This is a genomic window from Actinomadura meyerae (assembly GCF_900188445.1).
GTDB classification, from domain to species: domain Bacteria; phylum Actinomycetota; class Actinomycetes; order Streptosporangiales; family Streptosporangiaceae; genus Spirillospora; species Spirillospora meyerae.
Genome location: NZ_FZOR01000005.1, coordinates 97038 through 119961 on the forward strand (window position 1 = coordinate 97038; position 22924 = coordinate 119961).

Here is a 22924-nt window from a genome sequence, read left to right on the forward strand (position 1 = left end):
TCGGCTCGGATTTCTTGTTTGTCCGGGTGGTAGGTGAGCCGCATCCCGAGCCGTCGGTAGACCTCCTGCCGATCCTCTGGACGATGGGGGCTGCCTCCAGGTCGATCGCGAGTTTGTACAGGCGATCGCCATCGGCGACCTTCCCCGGGTGCGGGTCAGGGCCGCCATCGGCGATCTGGTAGCCGTGGGGCGGTCGCCCGCCGAGGTAGCGGCCTGCGACGCCGACGTGCAAGCAGTGTCAAGAGTGACGTCGGCCGAACAGGGCGAACTGGCCGGGGCGGCGGCACCGACATGCGAGTGGGCATCGAACGAGCCCTGAAGTGCTGAGACCGCCCCAATGTGATCACCGGAGCGGCCGTGTCCCGTCACAAGTCGGATGCCGATACGCCGTCAGGATGTCGAGGGCGGCGACGATCGCCGGATGCTCCTCCGCCCCCGACCTGGCCACGGCCTCGACCGTGCGGCCCTTCTCCGGTATCGGCAGGATCGCCACGCCGTCGGGCGGGTCGTCGCACAGCAGCCCGGGGAGGATCGTCACGGCCAGCCCCGTCGCCACCAGGGCCAGGGCCGACCGCAGATCGGTGTAGTCGTGCTCCAGCTGCGGCGCGTAGCCGGCGCTGTGGCAGGCGTGCAGCATGACGTCGCGGCAGGCGCTCGGCGGGGGTGTGGTGACCCAGCGCTCACGCCGGAGTGCCGCGACCCCCTGCTCACCGGCGGCCGCCCGCAGCCTCTCAGGGACGGCGAGCATCAGCGGGTCCTCGAAGAGCGTGCGTGCGGCGAGCCCGCCGGGAAGGCCCGCCCCGAGGTGCCGGTACCGGTAGTGCAGCACCAGATCGAGGTCGCGCCGCCTCAGCATCGGCAGGGCGTCCTCGGGCTCCGCCTGGACGATCCTCGGGCGGAGCCTCGGGTGGCGTTCGACCAGGGCACTCACGAGCGGGGCCGCCACCGGGGCGAGGGCGCTGGTGAAGCAGCCGATGACGAGCTCTCCCGCGACCTCCCCGTCCGTGGCCCGAACGATGCCGTGCGCCCGTTCCAGTTCGGCGAGCACCCGCTCGCTCTGCCTGACCAGCGCGGCGCCGGTCGCGGTCAGCCGCACGGTGCGTCCCTCCCGGTGGAGCAGGACGGCACCGGTCTCGGTCTCCAGCGCCCGCAACTGCTGCGAGACGGCGGACGGCGTGACCTGGTGCACGTCGGCGACCGCGCTGACGGTGCCGTACTCCGCCAGGTCGCGGAGCAGGATGAGGCGCTTCACGTCAAGCATGAGCTCATCTTAAAAGGCTGTTCAGCATATGTAGCTGGACTTCAATCACCCTTCTCGACGACCATCCATCCATGAAGATCCTGCTGATCGGAGCCACCGGAACTCTCGGCCGTGCCGTCCGCACGGCGCTGCACGAGCGCGGACAAGAGATCGTCACCGCGTCACGCACCGGCTCGGACATCTCCGTGGACATCACCGACCCCGACTCCATCCAGACGATGTACGAGCAGGCGGGGCCGCTCGACGCCGTGGCCTGTGCCGCCGGCGGCGTCCCCTGGAAGCCCTTCACCGAGCTGAGCGCCCAGGACGTGCGGGACGGCCTCGGCGGGAAGGCCTTCAGCCAGGTCGAACTCGTCCGGCAGGGCACCGCGCGGGTGGCCGAGGACGGGTCCTTCACCCTCATCAGCGGCGTCCTCGTTCGTGATCCGCTCGTCCGGGGCTCGATGGCGTCGGTGGCCAACGGCGCCGTCGAGGCGTTCGTCCGGGCCGCCGCCATCGAGCTGCCGCACCGCCAGCGGATCAACGCCGTCAGCCCCACCGTCTTCACCGAGTCGATGGACCGCTACGGGGACCTGTTCGTCGGCTTCGAACCCGTTCCGGTCGCCATGGCGGCCAACGCCTACATCCGCTCCATCGAAGGCCACCAGACAGGCCAGGTCTACGAGATGTGACACCACCGCCCGACCTGGAACCCGGGCCGGTGCTCGCTGCCGGGACCCGGCCTTTCGGCACCGCCGTCCGGCGGACTGAGCCGGCGGTGCCCGTCACCTTCCCGCAGCAGATCGGCCGCGGTGTGAACCCGGTCGGTGCGGGAGCGGACGCATGGTCTGAGGGGGACGAGATGCTCGGCTGGTCGCAGACGGCATCGCCGGCCAAGCACACCGCTGCCCCGGCCGAGGATCCAGGCGATCGGCGAGGGCGGCGGCCGTAATGCGCCGGCCCGTTGGCCGGGTGAGCGGGCGAGCGGGGGCGTTCAGTCGTGATGATCGTGACGAGGACGGGTAAGCGCGAGTCGCGTGGTCATCCGTACGCCCGGATGATGCGGCCGGTGTCGTCACCTTCGACGCAGCGCAGGTAGTGGCCGACGAGTTCGTCCATCGGCACCGGACGCATGCCGGGGAAGTGTTCGGCGAAGGCGTCGAGGGAGTCGCCGATCAGCGTGGGGCTGACCACGTTGATCCGCATACCCCGCGGCAACTCGATCGCGGCCGACAAGCCGAAGCTGTGCAGGGCGCCGTTGATGACGCCGCCGCCAGTGACGTGCGGCCATGCTTGGTCGGCGAAGACGCCGGAGGTCAGGGTGAAGGAGGCGCCGTCGGCGCAGTGGTGCTGGCCGGTGAGTACCAGATCTGCCTGTCCGAAGAACTTGGCTCGCATGTTCTCAGACAGCGCGTCGGATGTCAGCGTCGCGAACTCGTCGAGCGCGCCGTGCGCTGCGATGCTCACGACGCTGTCGACCGCCCCGACCTCGCAGTACATGGCCTCGATGGTCGAGTGCGAGGTCAGGTCGACGTGGACGTCACCGGAGGTGCGTCCGGCCACGACGACGTCGTGGCCGCGCGATCGCAGCGCGGGCACCAAACGTCGTCCGATGGTGCCGGCGCCGCCGACGACGACGATCCTCATCGTGCATCCTCCTTCCGGGACAGGGTTCCTGGCGCGAGGCGTCGTTCGAGGCTCTGTGCCAGCAAGGTGAGCGCGTCGGCGTCAGATGTGCCGGGACGCACGTAGAACAGGCCGATCTGCTGGTCATCGTCGGGCAGGGTGACCGTCTCGTTCGCCAGGGTCACTCGCCCGACGACAGGATGGTCGAGTTCTCGTAGGTAGTACGAGCAGGTTCGGACGGGGCGCCGCACCCACATCCGCGCGAACTCCGGGCTGTCGACGGCGAGTTGGCCGACGAGCTGTTCGAGCTCCGGGTCGGCCGGGTGCCGCGCGACCGCCTGATGCAGGGCCGCGACGGTGACCTGTGCCTTGGCGTGCCAGTCGCAATACAAGGCGCGGTGGTGCGGGTCGAGGAACAGCATTCGGGCGATGTTCGGCCGCATCCGCGTGTCCGGGGCGTCGAGGTCGACATGGCCGGCCAGCAGAGCGTGTCCGAGGCGGTTCCACGCGAGGACGTCGGCGCGGTGATCGATCACGATCGCCGGTGTTCCAGGCATGGCGCTGAGCAGTTCACGTACTGAGGGCCTCAGCTTGCTTCTACGGGCCCGAGGACGGGTCGGTCGTCGTGGAGCAGCAAGGATCCGCAGATGTTCGTGCTCGGCTGGAGAGAGCTGCAACGCCGCTGCCAGCGCGTCGATGACGGCGCCAGAAGCGCTACCGCTGATGCCCTGCTCCAGTCGCGTGTAGTAGCCGATACTGACCCCGGCGAGTTCGGCCAGCTCTTCCCTGCGCAGTCCCGAGACTCGCCGACGCGTAGCGCCGGGCTCGATGCCCGCGGCGTCTGGTGTCAGGCGTTCGCGTCGGCTACGCAGAAAGCCGCCGAGATCGTTCGCTCTTTGGTTGACCACCGGCCCATCGTCGCGCCGATGGTCGATGTCTGCCTGCCCCAAACAGGGATACCTTCCCCCGCCGGCATCCTGCGCGACCGGATCCGCCGGACCTGCCGCACCCCTGAACCGGGACCCGCCCTGGATGCACGGCCGTGGAGCGCCGCCGTGCGGTGGGGCGGCGTGGCGAGGATCCGGTCGAAGCAGGCGCGGCCGCCTCCAACCGGCGAACCGAACGTGCCACCGAAGGCGCGTCGGACTCCAGGGTCCGGACGAGGTCGACCTGCCGCTGCGGTTCGCGATCCCACAGCTGGATCGTCAGCAGCTCCTGGCCGGGATAGAGGCCGACGTCGCGGAGCAGCCGACCCGCGAACGCCTTGTGCAGCCGCGCGACACGGAAGATCGAATGGCTGATCGGACCGAGGCCGGCGACCGAGCCCTCCGGCGGCTCGCCCGCCGCACCCGCTGTCTCCGCCACAGTTCCGAGGTTACCGAGCCCGAGCGCCGGCCCGGTCCTCGAAGGCCGGGCCAGTGGCGGCCCGGTCCTCGAAGGTCGGGCCGCCACTGGTCAGGCTCACGCCGGGGAAGCGGCGGTCCGGCGCGGGCGGCGCGATCGGGACGCCCGGGTTTCTCCGGCTTGACGTATGCCCATATCGGCATATGATTCGGGTCATGGCACGAGCAGCGACGACGTCGGACGTCTTCAACGCGATCGCCGAGCCGCAGCGCCGGGAGATCCTGGTGCTGCTGCGGTCGGGCGAGCGGCCGGTGACCGAGTTGGCCCGGGAGCTGGGGATGACCCAGCCGGGGGCGTCCAAGCACCTGCGGGTGCTGCGGGAGGTCGGGCTGGTGCGGGACCGCAGGGCGGGCAAGCAGCGCCTGTACGGCCTTGACGCCCGGGGGCTGCGGCCGGTCCACGAGTGGGCCGGCGGGTTCGAGCGGTTCTGGAACGAGAGCTTCGACCGGCTGGACGCCTACGTGCAGGACCTGAAGCAGGCAAGGCAGGAGGAGGAGTAGTCGATGAGCGCGATGGGACGAGGGGCGCCGGCGCGGTCCGCGACGGCCGACCGCGAGATCGTGATCTCCCGGGTCATCGACGCCCCGCGGGAGCTGGTGTTCGAGGCGTTCACCGAGGTGCGGCACCTGTCGCGGTGGTGGGGGCCGGAGGGGTTCACCACGACAACGCGGTCGTTCGAGTTCCGTGTCGGCGGGGAGTGGGACTTCGTGCTGCACGGGCCGGACGGGACGGACTACCAGGAGTGGATCTCCTGGACCGAGATCATCCCCCCGGAGCGGATCGCGCTGGTGCATGGTGAGTCCCGCGGCGACCCGAACGCCTTCGAGTCGGTCCTGACGTTCGCGCCCGACGGGGCGGCGACCCGGATCGAGATGCGCACGGTGTTCCGCACCAAGGAGCTGCGCGACGAGGCCGTCGAGAAGTACCACGCGATCGAGGGCGGCCGGCAGACCCTGAGCAACCTGGCCGCCTACGTCACCGAGACCATTCGCAAGGGAGCTGAGGGCTGATGGCCGGCAAGGTGTTCTTCAGCGTGTCGATGTCGCTGGACGGGTTCATCGCGCCCGAGTCCCTCGGGGAGTTGATGGGGCAGCAGTGGAGGGAACTGCAGGCGTGGATCCTCCCGCAGCGGTTCTTCCGGGAGAACCTGAAGCTGGGCGAGGGCGGCGAGGAGGGCCGCGACAACGACATCGCGCGGGAGACGTTCGAGCGCACCGGCGCGAGCGTGATGGGCAAGCGCATGTTCGACGCCGGTGAGCGGATGTGGCCGCCGGAGGCGCCGTTCCACACGCCGGTCTTCGTCGTGACGCATGAGAAGCGCGACCCGTGGGAGCGGCCGGGCGGGACCACGTTCCACTTCGTCAACGACGGCATCGAGTCCGCGCTCGACCAGGCCCGCGAGGCCGCAGGCGACCGCGACGTCCGCATCGCGGGCGGCGGCGCGACGATCCTGGAGTACGTCAACGCCGGCCTGGTCGACGAGTTCTCGATCGCCCTCTCCCCCGTGCTGTTCGGCTCCGGAATCCGCCTGTTCGAGGGCGTGGACGCGGGCCGCGTGGCCCTGGAGCCGATCCGCACGGAGCCGACGCAGCGGGCGACGCACCTGACCTACGCAGTCCGGGAGCGGTAGGCGCACGGCGGACGACAACGGCGAACGAACACCCACGCGGTCGGAACCCGGACGGCTCTCCTGCCAGGACGACCCGCCCGCGCTGCCGGATGGCCGTGCCCTAGTCCGACACCCGTTCGAGCTTCACCTCGGGTAGCAGCCGGGCCAGCGGTGACGGCAGCCACCAGGCATGCCGACCCATCAGTTGCATCGCCGCCGGGACGATCAGGCAGCGGATGATGACCGCGTCCACGAAGATCGCCACAGCCATGCCGAAGCCGGCTTGCTGGAGCATCCGCTCCGGGCTGAGTACGAACGCGGCGAAGATCACGACCATGATCGAGCCCGCCGCCGTGATCACCGCGCCGGTGTGGGCCAGTCCCTCCCGTACGGCGTGGGAGGGGTCCGTGTCCTCCGAGCGCGTCCACTCCTCGTGCATCCGGGAGATCAGGAAGATCTCGTAGTCCATGGAGAGCCCGAAGACGATCGCGAAGATCATCACGGGCAGAAACGCCTCGATCGGGCCGCCCTCGATGCCGAACAGGCCGTCCTGGTACACCAACTTCATCGCGCCGAGCGCGGCGCCGATGCTGAGCAGGTTCAGTACCGCGGCCTTCAGCGGGATGAGCACCGAGCGGAACACCGCCGCCAGCAACAGGACCGAGAGGCCGACGACGATGGCCATGAACAGCGGCATCCGGTCGCCGAGCTTGCCGGAGTAGTCCTCGGCCGCGGCCGTGGGGCCGCCGACCAGGTACCGCCCGCCGTTCGCCGCGGACAGGCGCGGCAGTACGTCCTCGCGGAGGGTGCCGACGAGCTGGGATGTTTCCTTGTCCTGCGGTGATGAGGCGGGGAAGACCAGTATGGTCGCGGCCTTGCCGTCCGGTGTGGGGACCGGGGCCGCGGCGGCCTGGACGCCCGGGGTGTCGTTCAGTGCCCTGGCGGCCGCGGCGCCGGCCTGCTCGCCGCCGTCGGTGACCACCAGCAGGGGGCCGTTGAATCCGGGGCCGAAGCCTTCGGAGAGCAGGTCGTAGGCTTGCCGGCTGGTGCTGGCGGCCGGGTCGCCGCCCGCGTCGGAGAAGCCGAGCCGGATGCCCAGGGCCGGGACGGCGAGGGCGCCGAGAAGCACCGCCCCCGCCAGCAGGGCGGCCAGCGGGCGCCGCTGCACCGTGGCCGCGAGCCGGCGCCAGCCGGTGCCGTCGTCGGCCTTGCCCTTGGCCTTGCGCCGCTGGGCCCGCCGGGTGAACTGGCGGGCGAAGCGGCGGCCGAAGATGCCGAGCAGCGCGGGCAGCAGGGTCAGGGAGGCGAGCATGGTCACCAGCACGGTCAGCGCGACCGACAGCGCCATGCCCTGGATCGAGCCGATGCCGAGGGCGACGAGACCCAGCAGCGCCAGGATGACGGTGCAGGCGGCGAAGAACACCGAACGGCCCGCGGCGTCCAGCGCGTTCATGGTGGCCCGCTCGGGCTCCCGGCCGCGCACCAGTTCGGCGCGGTAGCGGGCGAAGATCAGCAGCGCGTAGTCGATGCCGACGCCGAGGCCGACGAGGATCATCACGGGTGGGGTCCATTCGGCGACCGTGAAGACCTGGGAGGCCAGGATGATGACGCCGACCGTGGACCCGACGGCGAACAGGGCGATGATGATGGGCAGCCCGGCGGCGATGACGGTGCCGAACATCAGGACCAGGATGATCAGCGCGGCCAGCAGGCCCGCGCCCTCCGCGGCGCCGGTCCCGCCCTCTGCCAGCAGCCGGGCCGCGTCGCCGCCCAGCTCGACTTGGAGCCCCTCGCGCTCGGCTTGCCGGGCGGTGTCGAGGATGCGCTCTGTGTCGGTCGCGGGCATATCGGCCGAGGGGGTATCGAGCATCACGGTGGCGTAGCCGATCGTGCCGTCCCGGGAGATGGCGGCCTGGTCGTCGTAGAGGCTGCGGACGCCGTCGACCCTGGGCAGTCCGGCGACGTCGTCGAGCATGTCCCTCACGCGCTGCTGGACGCCGGGCTCGCGCAGGCCTCCATCGTGGTGCAGGACGATCTCTACGGTGTCTCCGGCGCGGGCGGCGCCGTGCTCGGCCAGCAGGTCGGCCGCCTGCTGCGACTCGGTGCCGGGGAGGGAGAAGTCGTTGCGGTAGTCGTCGCCCACGACCGACGCGACGGTCCAGACTCCGCCCATGACCGCCACCCACAGGATGAGGGCGAGCCATCTGCGGCGGTGAGCGAAAGCGGCGATGCGGGCGAACGCCCCGCCCGGCGGCGGGGCTGGTTGCGCGGTCTCTGCTTGATCCGGCTCGGTGAAGGTCATGTTCGCTTCCCCCGGGAAGGTTGCCAGGTGTCACGCGGGTCGGCCGCGTCGCTTGTTGACGACGTAGCCCTCTCAGGTGTGACAGGGACCCCTGCCGGGAGAGGGCCGTGTCACACCGGGACCGGCTGCGTCGTCAACAGGGCATGGGAACGGGTAGGCGCAGGGGAGAGCAGGCCGCACCGAGCACGGAGGAGTGGCTGGCGCGGGCCTTCGAAGCCGACCGGCCGCGGTTGCTGCGGGTGGCGTACACGACGACAGGCTCGCTGGTGGATGCCGAGGACTGTGTACAGGAGGCATGGCTGCGGCTCCGGGGACTCGACGAGCCGGACGCGATCCGCGACCTCACCGCCTGGCTGACGACCACCGTCAGCAGGCTGGCGCTCGACGCTCTGAGCAGCGCGCGTGCGCGCAGGGAGCGCTACGTCGGCACGTGGCTGCCGGAGCCGCTGGTCGAGGTTCGCTCCCACGACCCGGCCGACCGGGTCACGCTGGACGAGTCGGTGAGCATGGCGCTGCTGGTCGTCCTGGAAAGGCTCTCCCCCGCCGAGCGGACCGCGTTCGTGCTGCACGACGTCTTCGGAGTCCCCTTCCCCGAGATCGCCGAGGTCGTCGGCCGCTCACCGGCGGCGGTGCGCCAGCTCGCCTCGCGAGCACGCCGGCAGGTCGAGAGCGGCCGACCGCGCACGCCGGTCACGGCGGCCGAACAGCGGGAGCTGATCGACGCGTTCATCTCCGCCTGCGAGGGCGGCGACATGCGGGAGCTCATCGAACTGCTCGACCCGGACGTCGTGCTGCGCAGCGACGGGGGCGGCAAGGTCGCCACGCTGCCGCGCATCGTGCAAGGGGCCGCACGGGTGGCCTCCGCGCTGCTCCACTACGTCCATGGCCCACTGGACGCGCGCCCCGCCGAGGTAAACGGCGCTCCGGGGCTGGTCGTCCGGGGCGCCGACGATGTGCTGACGGTCATCGCGTTCACGATGGACGCCGGACGGATCACCGCGATCAACGGCGTGCGCAACCCGGACAAGCTCGCACGAGTCCCGGACCTGGATTGAGGCCAGAGCTCAGACGGTTCCCGGCATCCCGCGAAGCGGGGGCGCTGCCGCTCTTCGCCGTTGCGATGCGGGCCCGCGTGCTTCCGGTCAGGTTCGGGTCGGCCCGGTGGTGAGCTTGCGGACGAGGAGGTCGATCACGGCTCGTTTGTCGGCGTCGCCGCACCGGTGGGTGAGGAGGCCCTCGATGACGAAGGTGCCGATCGCGGTCATGGCGGGGAGATCGGCTTCGGCGGCGCCCGCGTTGCGCAGGTCGTCGGCGACCAGGGTGTCGGCGAGTTCGTGAAAGTCGGTGTGCCAGGTGCGGACGGCGGGTGAGGCCGGCGCGCGGGTGTGCACGGTGTTGACGAGGCCGTGCAGCCGTTCGAGCTGGTCGACGGCCCATAGGAGCCGCTCGTTGAGCGGCCGGTCGGCGATGGTCGCGTACTGGGCGAGGGCTTCGGCGAGCAGGCGGTCCAGGACGGCGATGAGCAGGTCGTCCTTGTCGCGGAAGTACCAGTAGATCGTGTTGACGGTGACGCCGGCGTGCTTGGCGATCCGGCCCATGGACGCCGACTCGTAGCCCTCGTCGATGAACAGCCGCTGGGCGGCGGCGAGGATCTCCTCGCGTTTCTCTTCGCGGTCCTGGGGGCGTCGGTTCCGGGGCACCTCCACACCCTATCTTGAGCGGCCTTCAAGAAGACGCTAGGTTTCTTGAGGGCCATTCAAGAAGTGAGGTGGGACCCCATGGAGACCGACCACGCGGCCGCCGGGTTGCTCGCGCTGGACACGACCGGGCTGCTGGCGTTCTTCGCCACGCTGCCCGCCCCGGAGATCGAGGAGATGGACGGGGAGTACACCGCCCGGCTGCTGGCCCAGCCCGGCGTGTTCGCCTCGGTGACCGGGCGTGCGACGGTGTCGAATCCGCTCGCGCCGTGGTTGTGCAAGGCGTTCCGGCCCGTCGACGGCCGGACCGGGCGCGGCTACAACACCTTCCGCCAGTTCGGCCGCGTCCGACAGCGCTATCCGATGCACACGCTCATCGCGCCGTCGCGCTACGACGGCCGTCCCGCCTACACGCTGGTCTACCGCGCCTACGCCTCGATGTGCGGGGCGATCAACATGGTGGACGAGGTCCGCCGCGCCGCACCCGGCGTCTACCTGGGCATCGGAACCTGGGGGTTCACCGCACGTCAGCGCCGCATCCCGCTGCCCTTCCTTCTCACCGGCCCCGTCGGCGCCTACCGCGGTGACATCGGCACCGCCCGCCGCGGCTTCACCCCGGGCCCGCGCGAACTGCCCGGCCGCCCCGTCCCCGGCAGCGGCCCCCTCACCATCACCCACGCGACCGAAGGAACCCCCACATGACCACCATCCCCCGCACCGCGCTCATCACCGGCGCCTCTGCCGGCATCGGCGCGACCTTCGCCCGCCACCTGGCCGCCCGCGGCTACCAGCTCCTGCTGGTCGCCCGCCGTACCGACCGCCTCCAGGAGCTGGCCGCGGAGCTGACCCGGCAGCACGATGGGCGGCGCTATGAGGTGTTCGCCGCCGACCTCACCGACCCGGCCGCCCCCAGCGCGATCATGGACTACGCGGACGCCGAGGGCTTGGACATCGACGTCCTCATCAACAACGCCGGGCTGTCGGGCAAGTCCGCGTTCGCCGACACCACCTGGGACACGCTGGCCGGGGAGATCCAGCTGATGGTGACCGCCCAGACCGAACTCGCCCACCTGGTCATCCCAGGCATGAAGAAGCGCCGCTGGGGCCGCATCGTCAACCTGTCCTCCGTCGCCGCGTTCGCACCACCCGCCGCGAGCCTTCTCTACACCGGCATCAAGTCCTACGTCCTCAACACCTCCCAGGCCCTCGACATGGAGCTCAAACCGCACGGCATCCACGTCACCGCCCTGTGCCCCGGCTTCACCCACACCGAATTCCACGACGTCATGGGCACCCGCGACAAAGCCAACCGCCTTCCCCGCATCCTGTGGCAGCAGCCGGAAGCCGTCGTGGCCGAAGGTTGGAAAGCCGTCCAGAACGGCAAACCCGTGTGCGTCCCCGGCCTCGTCAACAAGATCTCCGCCGCCGCCATGAAGCCCCTGCCCATCCGCCTGGGCTACCTCGCCGGACGCACCTTCAACCCCTTCAAGAACAGCTGACCGAGACCTCGATACCGGAGAACCCGGCATGCTTGATCGCCGCGAGCTGCCCCTGATGTCGGCCCCGAATCCTTGACTGACCTGCCGAATACGATGGGGACCTCGGCAACATCGAGCATCCGTCCCACGTCGACGCCATCCCGGCCGCCGCGCTCGCTGAACTCCGAAGGGCCGGCCGCGGCGGCCGGCAGCGGAAAGGAGCGATGATGAGCAGGCTCGCACTCGTCACCGGTGCCACTTCCGGCATCGGCAGGGCTTTCGCCGAACGCCTGGCCGCGGACGGCTACGACCTGGTGCTGGTGGGCCGGCGCAAGGAGCGGCTGGACGAGTTCGCCGGCGCGCACCCGGAGGTCGGCGTACGGACCGTCGCCGCCGATCTGTCCAGCGGCGACGCCATCGACGAGGTGGCCCGGATCTGCGCGACCGAGCCGCTGACCATGCTGGTGAACAACGCGGGCGTCGCCCACTACATGCCGCTCGCCGAGCTCCCCGCCGACAAGGCCGCCGAGCTCGTCGGCGTGAAGGTCCTCGCGCCCACGACGCTCATGCGCGCCGCCGTCGCGGGCATGCAGGAGCGCGGCGAGGGCACGATCATCAACGTCTCCGGCATGATCGCCTTCAGCGGTCCCGCGCCGCACTCCCAGATGCCCCGCCGCGCCGTGTACGGCCGGAAGCCTGGCCTACCTCGTCGCGATGTCCCAGATCCTGAGCGCGGAACTGGAGGGCACGGGAGTCCGGGTCCAGGTCGTGTGCCCCGGCGTGGTGGCCACCGAGTTCCACGAGCGCCAGGGCCTCGACATGAGCGCGGTGCCCCGCATGACCGCCGACGACGTCGTGACCGCGAGCCTGCGCGGCCTGGAGCTGGGCGAGACCGTCTGCGCCCCGGGCGTCGAGGACGCGAGCCTGCTCGACGCGGTCTTCCAGGCCGACCTCGCCGCCTTCGGCGCGCAGAGCCCGGAACTCGCCTCGCGCTACCGCTCCGCCTGAGCCGGGCCGGCGCGGCCGTCCGGATGGCGGTATCGCGTCGCGGTGGTCCGGCGCCGACCGCCGGGCCACCGTCAGGCCGTCAGCGGGTTCCCCGGGCGCCTCGGCGAGCGCCTAGCGGATCGCCGCATCGGCCGCGCGCGTCGGTTCCGGGGTCCAGACGCCGTTGCCGGGTCGTCCGGGATAGCGGGCGGTGAGGTGGTCGCGGAGTGCGGTGAGGGCCGGGTGGGCGTTGTCGGTGCGCCACACCAGCTCGCCGGGGTAGACGGGAGTCGGGTCCACCAGCGGGATGCGGCGCAGGGCGTGCCCGGCGGGCCATGCCAGCGGTGTCTCCTCGCCGACGAAGGTGGCCGCCGTCGATGACCCCGCGATCGTGTCGAAGAGCGCCTCGATGCCGAAGTCGGGACCGATCGTGTCGATGGTGAATCCGAATTCGGCGGCGAGCAGGTCGTAGTAGGCCGTCCACTCGGTGCCGGGAACGTTGCCCGGCATCCAGATGCGGTGGCCGGCCAGCTGGGCGGGGGTGATCGAGCGGGCCTCGGCGAAGGGGTGGCGGGGTCCGGTGAACAGGTGCAGCGGCTCGTCGAGCACGGGGACGGACTCGACGCCTTCGGGAAGCGGCCGGTCGAGGAGGGCGACGGCGCGGATCGTCGCGTCGATGGCGCCGGAGCGCACGGCCTCGACCGCCTCGGCACCGGCGTGGAGCGTGACGATGTCGAGCGCGGTGTCGGAGTGCGTCCGGTGGAAGGCGCGCAGCAGCCCGGCCGTGGCGACCTGCCGGTGGACGACGTCCACCCGCAACGCCCTGCTGCCGGGCCGCACGGAGGCCGCGGCGCGCTCGGCGGCGTCGAGCAGCGCCCTGGCGTGCGGCAGGAACGCCTGCCCGTCGATGGTGAGGCGCGCCCCGCTGGGCACGCGCGCGAAGAGCTTCACGCCCAGGGAGTTCTCCAGGGCAGCGACGCGTTTCGACACGGCCTGCTGCGTCACTGAGAGTTCGGCCGCGGCCTCCTGGAACTGTCCCGCGTCCGCGACGGCGACGAAGGTGGCCACGGCGTTGAGATCCACAACCACAGCCTAGGCGTACAACCACGGGTTGTCGGGATGGGGATGTCGGTTGTTTGCTCCGCTTCGTTTGCGCTGGCTTTCATGGCCGCCATGCCGGAGTCCTTCGTCCATCTGCACAACCACACCGAGTACTCGATGCTCGACGGCGCGCAGAAGCTCAAGCCCATGTTCGCCGAGGTCGCCCGGCTGGAGATGCCCGCCATCGCCATGAGCGACCACGGCAACATGTTCGGGGCGTACGAGTTCGCGCAGGTCGCGAAGGGTTTCGACGGCATCACCCCGATCATCGGCATCGAGGCGTACGTGGCGCCCTCGTCGCGGTTCTCGCGGAAGCAGGAGTTCTGGGGGCCGGGCGGGCGGCGTGCCATGAGCGAGGACGGCGAGGGGTCCAAGGACGTCTCGGGCGGCGGGCGCTTCACGCACATGACGATGTGGGCGCGCGACGCGGGAGGTCTGCGCAACCTGTTCTGGCTCAGCACCCAGGCCAGTTACGAGGGCCAGTTCCCGGCCGGGAAGCCCCGGATGGACCGGGAGCTGATCGCCGAGCGGCCCGGCGGCATCATCGCCACCACCGGCTGCCCCTCCGGGGAGATCCAGACCCGGCTGCGCCTCGGCCAGTACGAGGAGGCCAGGGAGGCGGCCGCCGCCTACCAGGAGATTTTTGGCCGCGAGAACTACTTCCTCGAACTGATGGACCACGGCCTGGACATCGAGCGCGACGTCCGCGACGGCCTGCTGCGGCTCGCCCGCGACCTGTGCATCCCGCTCCTGGCCACCAACGACGCCCACTACGTCACCCAGGACCAGGCCGACGCGCATGACAGCCTGCTCTGCATCGGCGTCGGCAAGAACAAGGACGATCCGGGCCGCTTCCGTTTCAGCGGCTCCGGCTACTACCTCAAGAGCGCCGCCGAGATGCGCGGGCTGTTCTCCGATCTCCCGGAGGCCTGCGACAACACCCTGCTGGTCGCCGAGCGCGTCGAACCCTACGACGAGGTCTTCGACTACGTCGACGAGATGCCGCGGTTCCCCGACGTGCCGGAAGGCGAGACCCAGGAGTCGTGGCTGCGCAAGGAGGCCCTCAAGGGGCTGGCGATGCGCTACGGCGACCCGGTCCCCGCGCACGTCCTCGAACGGTTCGAGACCGAGATGTCCGTCATCGGCCCCATGGGGTTCAGCTCCTACTTCCTCGTCGTCGCCGACATCTGCCGCCACGCCCGGACCAACCGGATCCCGCTCGGTCCCGGCCGGGGCTCGTGCACCGGCTCGATCGTCGCCTACGCGACCCGCATCACCGAGCTGTGCCCCCTGGAGCACGGCCTGCTGTTCGAGCGGTTCCTCAACCCCGAGCGCATCAACCCGCCGGACGTCGACCTCGACTTCGACGACCGGCAGCGGGACCGGATGGTCCAGTACGTCACCGAGAAGTACGGTGCCGAGTACACCGCCATGGTGAACACGTTCGGCACGATCAAGGCCAAGAACGCGATCAAGGACTCGTCGCGCATCCTCGGCTACCCCTACAGCCACGGGGAGCGGATCACCAAGGCGCTGCCGCCGGACCAGAACGGCAGGCCCGCGCCGCTGGCCGCGATCTTCGACCCGTCCCACGAGCGGTACGGCGAGGCCGCCGAGATCCGCCGGATGTACGAGGACGACCCCGACGTGAAGAGGGTCATCGACACCGCCCGCGGGGTCGAGGGGCTCACCCGGGGCACCGGCGTCCACGCGGCGGCGGTGATCCTCTCCAAGACCCGGCTCACCGACCGGATCCCGCTGCACATGCGGGCCTCGGACGGCGTGAAGATCACCGGCTTCGACTACCCGTCCTGCGAGGCCATGGGCCTGATCAAGATGGACTTCCTGGGGCTGCGCAACCTCGGGGTGATCGACCAGGCGATCGAGAACGTCCGCCGCAACCGGGGCGTCAGCCTGGCCACGGTGGATCCGCTGGACGGGGACCCGTCCACGCACGTGATCCCGCTGGACGACGCCAAGACGTACCGGCTGCTCGCCGAGGGCAACACCTTCGGCGTCTTCCAGCTCGACGGCGGCGGCATGCGGGTCCTGCTCAGGCAGATGGAACCGACCCGCTTCGAGGACATCGCCGCGGTCAACGCCCTCTACCGGCCCGGCCCCATGGCGGCGAACGCCCACACCAACTACGCGTTCCGCAAGACCGGCCGCCAGGAGATCACCCCGATCCACCCGGAACTGCGGGACGCGCTGGAACCGATCCTCGGCAACACCTTCCACCTGCTCGTCTATCAGGAGCAGATCATGGCCATCGCCCGGGAACTCGCCGGATACACCCTCGGAGGCGCGGACCTGCTGCGCCGCGCGATGGGGAAGAAGAAACCGGAGGTCCTGGCCGCGGAGTGGGAGAAGTTCCACGGCGGCATGCGCGCCAACGGCTACGGCGAGGAGGCCATCAAAGCCCTGTGGGACGTCATGCTCCCCTTCTCCGGGTACGCGTTCAACAAATCCCACACCGCCGGATACGGCCTGGTCTCGTACTGGACCGCCTACCTGAAGGCCAATTACCCCGCCGAGTACATGGCCGCCCTCCTCACCTCCGTCGGCGACGACAAGGACAAGGCCGCGGTCTACCTCGCCGACGCCCGGAAGAACGGCGTCCGGGTCCTCCAGCCCGATGTGAACGAGTCGGTCGCCGAATTCACCGCCGTCGGCGATGACGTGCGGTTCGGGCTGCGGTCCGTCCGCAACGTCGGCGACAACGTCATCGACGCCATCGCCAACGCGCGCCGCCGGAAGGGAGAGTTCACCTCCTTCTCCGACTTCCTCGACAAGGTCGCCCTGCCCGGCCTCAACAAGCGGGCCGTGGACTCGCTGATCAGGGCCGGCGCCTTCGACTCCCTGGGCCATTCCCGCAAGGGCCTCTCCGCCGTTCACGAGGCCGCCATCGACGCGGCCGTCCCCGTGAAGAAAGCGGCGAGCTTCGGGCAGGACGACCTCTTCGCGAGCCTCACCGGCACGGCGGGCGGTGAACCGGTCGCCGGCCTCGACTTCCCCATCGACGAAACGGAATGGCCGCGAAGGGAACTCCTCGCGACCGAGCGCGAGATGCTCGGGCTCTACGTCTCGGCGCACCCGCTGGACGGCGCCGAGCACGTCCTCTCCCGGGCCCGGGACTGCTCCGTCGCCGACCTGCTCGCCTCCGGCCGCACCACCGGCGACGTGCGGCTCTCCGGTCTGATCACGGGCGTCCAGCACAAGATGACCAAGCAGGGGAAGCACTGGGCCATCGTGAACCTCGCGGACCGCGACGCCTCCATCGAGGTCCTCTTCTTCCCGGCCGCCTACCTGCTCGTCCGGCACGCGCTGGCCGAGGACAACGTGATCTCCGTCCAGGGCAAGCTCGAAGACCGGGACGGAACGGTGCAGCTGTTCGGCCGCGAAGTCTCCGTCCTCGACGTTTCCGCGGCCGCGAACGGCGCCGTTCCGCCCGTGGAACTCGTGCTCCCCCTGCACCGCGTCACCGAGCAGGCCGTCAGGGAACTCAAGCACATCCTCGCCGCCCACCCCGGGGACAGCCCCGTCCATCTCAGCGTCCGCGGCCCTCGCAAGACGACCATCTTCGCCCTTGAGGCGACCGTCGACCCCACAACCATCGCCTCCGAGATCAAAGGCACCTTCGGAGCCGACGCCTGGCAGGGCATTGCGTGAACCCCTCCGGCAGTCGTCCTTTCGTATTCGCGGACGGGAGTCAGCGGCCGAGGGCCTGGCGCAGGGTCAGGCCGTGGCGGGACTTGAGGCGGCGCAACTCCCAGAGGCTCACCGCCGTGACCGACAGCGGGCCGCCGAGGATGATCGCGAACCGCACCGCCATGGGGGCGCCCTCGTAGTCGTTGGAGAACAGGTCCATGACCGCGAGGACCCAGACCAGGACGGTCGCGATGATGGGGGGCAGGACCTCGTGGATATCGGCGGTACGGGCGATGTGCACCAGCGAGATGATGACGCCGTAGCACACGAAGAAGAACACCCACAGCGCCAGCACGCAGAGGGAGACGAGATACATGAGCATCACGTAGTCGGACGTCGTCGGGTTCTCGGGCGGGTCCTCGATGGGGCCGCCGGTAAGGACGCCGTCGGCCAGCAGGACAAAGTAGAGGACCCCGCCCGCGATGGCGAGCAGCGACCCGAGCGGCTTCAGCGACCGCAGGAAGTACATGCGCCGGTTGTGCGCACGGCTGGCGGCGATGAACGCGCCGACGACGACCGGGAACGCGGCCGGCAGGACCACGGCGGACGTCGCCATCTGGTTGGCCCGGTCGTGCGCCAGGGACCCGGCGTCCGCGACGAGGCGGTACGACGTCATGACCCATGCCGCCGCGATGAGACCGACCACCGCGCGGATGAACTGGATCTTCCGGACGAGCGGGTCGTCCACCCGGCCCTGCCGCGACGGCCTGCACACCTGATGCACGGCCACGAACGGGTTGGCCAGCCGCAGCACCCGCCAGATCCACCCCGGCCGGTGCGGAGGCGGGGGCGGGGGCGGCGGGCCCCAGCCCGGCTGGGGGCCGCGGAAAGGCGGGCCCGGGTACGGCGGGCCCGGATGCGGCGGGCCCGGGTACGGCGGCCCCGGATGCGGCGGGCCCGGGTACGGAGACCGCCCGGGGGGTGGTGGCGGCATTCCCCGGCTCGGCGGCGGCGGGGGCGGCCCGTACGGTTGATGCCCACCGCCATAGGGCCCCCACGGCCCCTGCCCAGCGCTCATCGACGCCCCCGTACTCTTCGCATGCGGCCGGACGCTCATCGTACTGGTCAACATCATCTTCGAAGCGTCGAAAATGCATGTAAATCCGCCGGAGCCCTCGGTGGCCGTTGGACGGCCTCAGAGTCTCCTCAGAAGGTCCGCAGACCGTCCTCAAGCGTCGAATGGTCCGGGCGTCCGAGACTCGGGATCGCACGGGGGGCGCCGATCCGGCGCAACGCCCCTGATCAGCCAGACGCGACGAAGGGCGTCACCATGCAGCAGAGCACCGTTCACCGCAAGCGCACGGCACGCACCATCACCGCCTTCGGGGCGGCGGGGATCGCGGCCGCCGGCCTGATCGCCGGGGCGGTTCCGGCCGGGGCCGCCACCCTGCAGGCGGCCGTGTTCCCCGACCACGTCGAGTTCCTCGGCAACGAGAGCAACGCCAACGTCTCCGGCCCGGTGAAGCTGTCCATCTGGCCGGACGGGACGTGGAACATCTACTCGCAGACCCGCAACGGGCGCCCCGCCTTCCGGAACGTCCACTGGACGTGCGTCGTCACCGTGACGATCGGCTCGACGAGCACCGCGACCAGTGTCAGGACCAACACCGTCAAGATCAGGACCAGGCAGAGCCACACGTTCAACGTGTCCGGCACCAACGCGGACCTCGCCGCCAACTACACCTCGATCATCAACCCCACCTTCGGCAGGGTCGACTGCGACATCCACTTCGGCTAGCCGACCGGCGGACCGCCTCGGCCGGAGGTGACCGCCGGTGGGCCGCCCGCGCGGAGGCTCCCCACCGGCGGTCACCTGATTCAGGAGAGGCGTTCGAGGAGTTGCTCGGTGCGGCGACCGATGTGTGCGAAGCCGAACTGAGCGGCGGTCGTCTTCGCTTCTGTGGCGAGAGAACGCGCCCGGTCGGGTTCGGCTTCGGCTTCGGCTTCGGCGAGCAGTTCGGCATGGGCGAGCCGGGTGCGGGCGACGAACAGGGGTGCCCACAGGCGGTGGTTGACGGTGAGTGCGAGGTCGTAGGCGTCGGCCGCGTCCTCGACGCGGCCGACGGTCGCGAGCGCGAGACCGAGCCCGTACGCGATCGCCCCCTCGGTGGTCGCTCCCGTGCTGGCGACCTGGCCCCGCCAGCGGCCGAGGACCGGCACGAGCCGGGACGCGGAGCCGGGAAGGGCGAGCGCATGGCAGACCTCCGCCCACAGCATCAGGGTCGTCGACCAGAACTGGGGCGCGCCGCCGGACGAGACGTCGAGGTGCTCGGCGAGCGCCCGTGCCTCCGATTCGCGGCCGAGTTCGCACCACACGTAGGCGAGTCCGGCCCTGAAGACCTCCAACGAGGGGTTCTCTTCATGGATCTGCTCGATCGGCTCGGCGACTTCGGCGAGGCGGTCCTGCGCTCGGCGGATCTGGAAGAGCTGGCCGGCGTAGCCGAAGAACGCCTCGGGCTGCCCGGTCGCGACCCCGATGTCGAGCGCGGCGTGGGCGGCGGCCTCGGCTCCGTCCAGATCGCCGTCCAGGAAGAAGTGGATCGAGCGCGTCTGCTCGTTGGTCCAGCGGACGTACGGTTCCGGGCTGCGCCGGGCGAACGAGTCCCGGATGCGCTTCTCCCGGTTCATCGCGTCGCGGTCGCCGCGTTCCAGCGCGATCTCCTCGTAGGACATCGAGAGCATGCCGCGCAACTGGGCGTCGCCGGTGCGTTCCGCGGCGGCGACGCCCTCGTGCAGCAGGACGACACGGCGTTCCAGCGCGTCCGGGATGCGCAGCGCACTCTCCGCGAGGCGCGCCGCACGCGCGATGACGCGATCGTCACCGGCCTCGCGGGCGAGTGCCAGCGCACGCGAGGCGGCCTCTTCGACCTGCTCGTCCGGGGCGCCGTGAAGCTCGATGGCGAGGATCGCGTGGAGGAGCGCACCGTCCGATACCCGGGGCCGTGTCGCGATCGCGCGGCGCAGGATCTCGACCCGCTCCTCGTCGATCATCGCGAACTGGCTGACGTCGCCGCGGTTGTTGGCGAGCGCCGCGCGGACGAGGAGGTCGTCGTGCCCGAGGCCGATGGCGAGGCGGCCTGCTTCGAGAAGCGTTCCGCGATGTGCGGGGTCACCGGCCTGGCGTTGCGCGGTGCCGAGACCGACCAGGGTCTCGCAGCGCTGCGTCACGTCTCCGCCGGGCAGGAGTTCGAGGGCTTGGCCGTACCAGGTGACCGCTTCGTCGGGCGCGAGGTGGGCCAAGGCATAGTCGCCCGCTCGCCGCGCGTACTCGGCGGCCTTGGCGCGGTTGTGGGGGGCGAGCGCGTGGATCCAGTGGTGGGCGATCTCGCCGGCCCGCTCGTCCGTGTCGCCGTCGTTCCGCCGCTCCAGCGCCGTGGCGACCGCCTGGTGGGAGATCGCCCGCGCGGTGGGGCTCAGCTCCGCGTACAGGGTGTGGGCGACGATGGCGTGCGTGAACGCGAACCGTCCGGCGGTGTCGGTGACGAGCGCGTTGTCGACGGCGGGTGCGAGGCGTTCGAACGTCCGGGCGGGGTCCTCGCCGAGCAGGGCGGCGAGCAGGTCGAGCTCGAAGTCCCGGCCGATGACCGACGCAGTGTCGAGTGCCTCGCGGGTCTTCGGCCCGAGGCGCTCGACGCGGCGGACCACGACCTCGCGCACGCTGACGGGGAGCCCGCGGGAGCGCAGGTGGTCCGGAGCCGTCCAGCGGCCGTCGTCCCGCTTGGCGACGGCTCCGGTCTCGGCGAGGTGGCGGAGGATCTCGGTGACGAAGAACGGGTTGCCCTCGGTCTCGGCCCGCAGCATGTCCCGTAAGGCGAGTCCATCGCGGTCCATCTCGTGGCCCGCGACGGACTCCAGGAGGTCGAGCACCTCGCCGTCGTCGAGACCGCGTAACGCCAGCCGGGTGACGCCCGGTTCGCGATGGGTCGCGGCCAGCAGCGCGGCCAGCGGATGCGAGGCGTCGAAGTCGGACTCCCGGAACGTCCCGATCACCAGCACCGGCGTCGTCAGCGCCCGCCCGACGAGGTGGCGCGCGAGAGCGAGCGTCTGCACGTCCGCCCAATGCAGGTCGTCGAGGACGACGAGCGCCGGTCCACCGCGCACCGAGACCGCACCGAGCACGTCGACGACCGAGCTGTAGACCGCGAAGCGTGCGGAGTCCGATTCGAGGTCGGCCGCGCCCGTCCCGCCCAGCAGCGGCGCGAGCGCTTCGCGGCGTCCGGCGAAGACGTCGGGGGCATGGTGGTCGAGGCTCGTCAGCACCTCCCGCCAGGGCTGGTACGGGATGGACAGCTCCTCGTCGCAACGCCCGTACAGCACCACCGCCTCGTGGTGCTTCGCCGCCGCGAACACCGAGCACAGCGTCGTCTTGCCGATCCCGGCCTCTCCGCTCACCAGAACCACCCGGCGCCTGCCCGAGGCGAGGACATCCTTCCAGGCGTCGGCGAGCACCACACGCTCATGGTCTCGGCCCGCGAACCCCAAGCCCGAGGACGCCGCCAGCCTGGCGGGCAGGGGGACGTCGCGCCGGGTTCCCGGGCCGTCCGCGGCCGGCGCCTGCTCGACCGTCCCGACGAACTGGTAGCCGCGCCGGAACACCGTGCGGATCAGCCGCTGCTGCCTGCCGGTGTCGCCGATCGCCATGCGGGCCGTCCGGAGCGCCGTGGTGACCGCCGCCTCGCTCACGAAGCGGTCGCCCCACACCGCGTCGAGGAGCTCCTCCTTGGACACGACCCGGTCGCGGTGCTCGATCAGGTGGTGGAGGACGTCGAGCGCCCTCGGCTCGACCGGGATGCGTTTTCCCGCGAGCCGTAATTCACAAAGGGAGGTGTCGAGCTCGAATCCGTCGAAACGGTACAAACCCCCATGCACGCGTGGATGCTACCACTCGGGCCCGCCCGAACTCCGCGACGCACCCGGGCACTACCTTGGCCAATTCCGGTCCGCAGCCCGGCCACACCGGACGGGCGCCAGATGGGACCGAGGACACCGAAATGCCCAAGAAATAACGTCCGCATCGGCCCCGAAAATGTCAGCCGCTACTCCACGCCGCTTTGCGGAAATTGGATTTGTATGATCGTCGCGGCTCCGCGCATTGGCCGCCCCTCGTGCATGGTGATGACGTCACCCGGTGCGAGATGGCACCAGTGGAGCGGCGTGAGCGGGAGCAGCCTGATCGCGCCGGATCCGCCTGGCGGGATCTCGGGCGCCGACTCGACGCGGATGGCGGCGACGCTCAGGTCATCGTGTCCCTCGGGGGCCGTCCGGCCGATGGACCACAAAGGCCGGAGCCGTCCATCGCTCGGGACGGGAAGGCTGCGTCCGCCCTCGTCCGGGGGAAGCAGCCGCAGGTGCGCTCTGATCAGGCCGTTCAGCGTCTCGGACCGTCGCCAGCGGAGCCAGGCGACGTCGCTTTGCAGCCACAACTGCTGAGCCGCGTCGATGAGCAGGTCCCAGTACTGGGCCGACTGCCACCGGATGCCGTCGAAGTCCTCGAGTACGCCCAGGGCGACCTCCCACTCGTCATGGCCGAGGTAGTCCCGTACGTCGTCGGCGCCGAGGCCCGCGTCGCTCCTTGCGTCCGCCGGAATGAGCTCAGTCGCACGGCGCAGGAGGTCGGGCACGTCCATCGAACGATTGTGACCTCCCACGGCTAATGGCCACATCCTCACGGCCTGCCCTGCCCGCCGAAGCTAGCTGAAGCCTGCGAGCAGGGAGGTCGAGACGTGGAAAGCCCGTCCGGTTCCGTTGGCCGGACGGGCTTTCTCACGCGTT

At 70.6% G+C, this 22924-nt stretch carries 19 protein-coding genes and 1 pseudogene; 11 read left to right on the forward strand and 9 right to left on the reverse strand.

Going from position 1 to position 22924, the window contains the following annotated elements:
* Positions 1–343: 343 nt before the first annotated feature.
* On the reverse strand, positions 344–1261 hold the full coding sequence (locus CHF16_RS07450) for a LysR family transcriptional regulator (protein ID WP_089325173.1): 918 nt from the start codon (positions 1259–1261) through the stop codon (positions 344–346).
* A gap of 71 nt (positions 1262–1332) precedes the next feature.
* Here CHF16_RS07450 and CHF16_RS07455 point away from each other — a divergent pair, with 71 nt between their 5' ends.
* Entirely contained in the window at positions 1333–1932 is a 600-nt protein-coding gene (locus CHF16_RS07455; protein ID WP_089325174.1) for a short chain dehydrogenase, read from the forward strand.
* A 349-nt stretch (positions 1933–2281) separates the two neighbouring features.
* Here CHF16_RS07455 and CHF16_RS07460 read toward each other — a convergent pair whose 3' ends face one another.
* Positions 2282–2887, reverse strand: a complete 606-nt coding sequence (locus tag CHF16_RS07460) for a short chain dehydrogenase (protein ID WP_089325175.1) — start codon at positions 2885–2887, stop codon at positions 2282–2284.
* Complete coding sequence (locus CHF16_RS07465; RefSeq protein ID WP_218826569.1) at positions 2884–3816, reverse strand: helix-turn-helix transcriptional regulator; 933 nt, start codon at positions 3814–3816, stop codon at positions 2884–2886. Before CHF16_RS07465 ends, CHF16_RS07460 begins: the two co-directional genes overlap by 4 nt.
* 609 nt (positions 3817–4425) lie before the next feature.
* Between CHF16_RS07465 and CHF16_RS07470 the strand changes: the two genes are divergently transcribed.
* The 3 genes from CHF16_RS07470 to CHF16_RS07480 are packed head-to-tail and all read left to right on the forward strand — an operon-like array spanning position 4426 to position 5900.
* Positions 4426–4770, forward strand: coding sequence for an ArsR/SmtB family transcription factor (locus tag CHF16_RS07470; protein ID WP_089325176.1), 345 nt, complete (start codon positions 4426–4428; stop codon positions 4768–4770).
* A gap of 3 nt (positions 4771–4773) precedes the next feature.
* Entirely contained in the window at positions 4774–5280 is a 507-nt protein-coding gene (locus tag CHF16_RS07475) for an SRPBCC family protein (protein ID WP_089325177.1), read from the forward strand.
* A complete protein-coding gene (locus CHF16_RS07480) occupies positions 5280–5900 on the forward strand; it encodes a dihydrofolate reductase family protein (protein ID WP_089325178.1) in 621 nt (206 codons plus the stop codon). The genes CHF16_RS07475 and CHF16_RS07480 overlap by 1 nt, the downstream gene beginning before the upstream one ends.
* 100 nt (positions 5901–6000) lie before the next feature.
* On the opposite strand, the gene CHF16_RS07485 is transcribed toward CHF16_RS07480, so the two are convergent.
* Positions 6001–8181: an MMPL family transporter gene (locus tag CHF16_RS07485; RefSeq protein ID WP_089325179.1), complete on the reverse strand. Its 2181-nt coding sequence runs from the start codon at positions 8179–8181 to the stop codon at positions 6001–6003.
* A 143-nt stretch (positions 8182–8324) separates the two neighbouring features.
* Between CHF16_RS07485 and sigJ the strand changes: the two genes are divergently transcribed.
* On the forward strand, positions 8325–9236 hold the full coding sequence (gene sigJ / locus CHF16_RS07490) for an RNA polymerase sigma factor SigJ (RefSeq protein WP_089325180.1): 912 nt from the start codon (positions 8325–8327) through the stop codon (positions 9234–9236).
* Positions 9237–9323: 87 nt separating this feature from the next.
* Here sigJ and CHF16_RS07495 read toward each other — a convergent pair whose 3' ends face one another.
* The gene (locus CHF16_RS07495; RefSeq protein WP_089325346.1) at positions 9324–9881 is read right to left on the reverse strand and encodes a TetR/AcrR family transcriptional regulator; all 558 of its coding nucleotides are present in this window, start codon (positions 9879–9881) and stop codon (positions 9324–9326) included.
* Positions 9882–9959: 78 nt separating this feature from the next.
* Between CHF16_RS07495 and CHF16_RS07500 the strand changes: the two genes are divergently transcribed.
* From CHF16_RS07500 to CHF16_RS41275, 4 genes and pseudogenes are all read left to right on the forward strand, one after another.
* On the forward strand, positions 9960–10580 hold the full coding sequence (locus tag CHF16_RS07500) for a hypothetical protein (RefSeq protein ID WP_089325181.1): 621 nt from the start codon (positions 9960–9962) through the stop codon (positions 10578–10580).
* A complete protein-coding gene (locus CHF16_RS07505; protein ID WP_089325182.1) occupies positions 10577–11377 on the forward strand; it encodes an SDR family NAD(P)-dependent oxidoreductase in 801 nt (266 codons plus the stop codon). Before CHF16_RS07500 ends, CHF16_RS07505 begins: the two co-directional genes overlap by 4 nt.
* 206 nt (positions 11378–11583) lie before the next feature.
* A pseudogene (locus tag CHF16_RS42150) lies at positions 11584–11943 on the forward strand (SDR family NAD(P)-dependent oxidoreductase); the annotation flags it as partial.
* A 127-nt stretch (positions 11944–12070) separates the two neighbouring features.
* Positions 12071–12364, forward strand: a complete 294-nt coding sequence (locus CHF16_RS41275) for an SDR family oxidoreductase (RefSeq protein WP_245868279.1) — start codon at positions 12071–12073, stop codon at positions 12362–12364.
* 111 nt (positions 12365–12475) lie between these two features.
* On the opposite strand, the gene CHF16_RS07515 is transcribed toward CHF16_RS41275, so the two are convergent.
* Positions 12476–13426 (reverse strand): LysR family transcriptional regulator, encoded by a 951-nt coding sequence (locus CHF16_RS07515; RefSeq protein WP_089325183.1) that lies wholly within the window; start codon positions 13424–13426, stop codon positions 12476–12478.
* Positions 13427–13516: 90 nt separating this feature from the next.
* Here CHF16_RS07515 and dnaE point away from each other — a divergent pair, with 90 nt between their 5' ends.
* Positions 13517–17113, forward strand: a complete 3597-nt coding sequence (gene dnaE / locus CHF16_RS07520) for a DNA polymerase III subunit alpha (RefSeq protein ID WP_089325184.1) — start codon at positions 13517–13519, stop codon at positions 17111–17113.
* Positions 17114–17153: 40 nt separating this feature from the next.
* Here the strand turns inward: dnaE and CHF16_RS07525 are convergent, their stop codons facing one another.
* Positions 17154–17906: a hypothetical protein gene (locus tag CHF16_RS07525; protein WP_089325185.1), complete on the reverse strand. Its 753-nt coding sequence runs from the start codon at positions 17904–17906 to the stop codon at positions 17154–17156.
* Between the two features lie 516 nt (positions 17907–18422).
* Here CHF16_RS07525 and CHF16_RS07535 point away from each other — a divergent pair.
* On the forward strand, positions 18423–18890 hold the full coding sequence (locus tag CHF16_RS07535) for a hypothetical protein (protein WP_089325186.1): 468 nt from the start codon (positions 18423–18425) through the stop codon (positions 18888–18890).
* 80 nt (positions 18891–18970) lie between these two features.
* Here CHF16_RS07535 and CHF16_RS07540 read toward each other — a convergent pair whose 3' ends face one another.
* Both CHF16_RS07540 and CHF16_RS07545 read right to left on the reverse strand, forming a co-directional pair.
* A complete protein-coding gene (locus tag CHF16_RS07540; RefSeq protein ID WP_089325187.1) occupies positions 18971–22021 on the reverse strand; it encodes an AAA family ATPase in 3051 nt (1016 codons plus the stop codon).
* A gap of 167 nt (positions 22022–22188) precedes the next feature.
* Entirely contained in the window at positions 22189–22779 is a 591-nt protein-coding gene (locus tag CHF16_RS07545; protein ID WP_089325188.1) for a hypothetical protein, read from the reverse strand.
* Between the last annotated feature and the right edge of the window lie 145 nt (positions 22780–22924).

Excerpts from the sequence above, each read along its gene's own strand:
- sigJ (WP_089325180.1), top strand. The coding sequence starts at position 8,325 with ATGGGAACGGGTAGGCGCAGGGGAGAGCAGGCCGCACCGAGCACGGAG.
- CHF16_RS07505 (WP_089325182.1), top strand. The coding sequence starts at position 10,577 with ATGACCACCATCCCCCGCACCGCGCTCATCACCGGCGCCTCTGCCGGC.
- CHF16_RS07460 (WP_089325175.1), bottom strand. The coding sequence starts at position 2,887 with ATGAGGATCGTCGTCGTCGGCGGCGCCGGCACCATCGGACGACGTTTG.
- CHF16_RS07500 (WP_089325181.1), top strand. The coding sequence starts at position 9,960 with ATGGAGACCGACCACGCGGCCGCCGGGTTGCTCGCGCTGGACACGACC.
- CHF16_RS07455 (WP_089325174.1), top strand. The coding sequence starts at position 1,333 with ATGAAGATCCTGCTGATCGGAGCCACCGGAACTCTCGGCCGTGCCGTC.
- CHF16_RS07545 (WP_089325188.1), bottom strand. The coding sequence starts at position 22,779 with ATGGACGTGCCCGACCTCCTGCGCCGTGCGACTGAGCTCATTCCGGCG.
- CHF16_RS07485 (WP_089325179.1), bottom strand. The coding sequence starts at position 8,181 with ATGACCTTCACCGAGCCGGATCAAGCAGAGACCGCGCAACCAGCCCCG.
- dnaE (WP_089325184.1), top strand. The coding sequence starts at position 13,517 with ATGCCGGAGTCCTTCGTCCATCTGCACAACCACACCGAGTACTCGATG.
- CHF16_RS07450 (WP_089325173.1), bottom strand. The coding sequence starts at position 1,261 with ATGCTTGACGTGAAGCGCCTCATCCTGCTCCGCGACCTGGCGGAGTAC.
- CHF16_RS07480 (WP_089325178.1), top strand. The coding sequence starts at position 5,280 with ATGGCCGGCAAGGTGTTCTTCAGCGTGTCGATGTCGCTGGACGGGTTC.
- CHF16_RS07470 (WP_089325176.1), top strand. The coding sequence starts at position 4,426 with ATGGCACGAGCAGCGACGACGTCGGACGTCTTCAACGCGATCGCCGAG.
- CHF16_RS41275 (WP_245868279.1), top strand. The coding sequence starts at position 12,071 with ATGTCCCAGATCCTGAGCGCGGAACTGGAGGGCACGGGAGTCCGGGTC.
- CHF16_RS07535 (WP_089325186.1), top strand. The coding sequence starts at position 18,423 with ATGCAGCAGAGCACCGTTCACCGCAAGCGCACGGCACGCACCATCACC.
- CHF16_RS07475 (WP_089325177.1), top strand. The coding sequence starts at position 4,774 with ATGAGCGCGATGGGACGAGGGGCGCCGGCGCGGTCCGCGACGGCCGAC.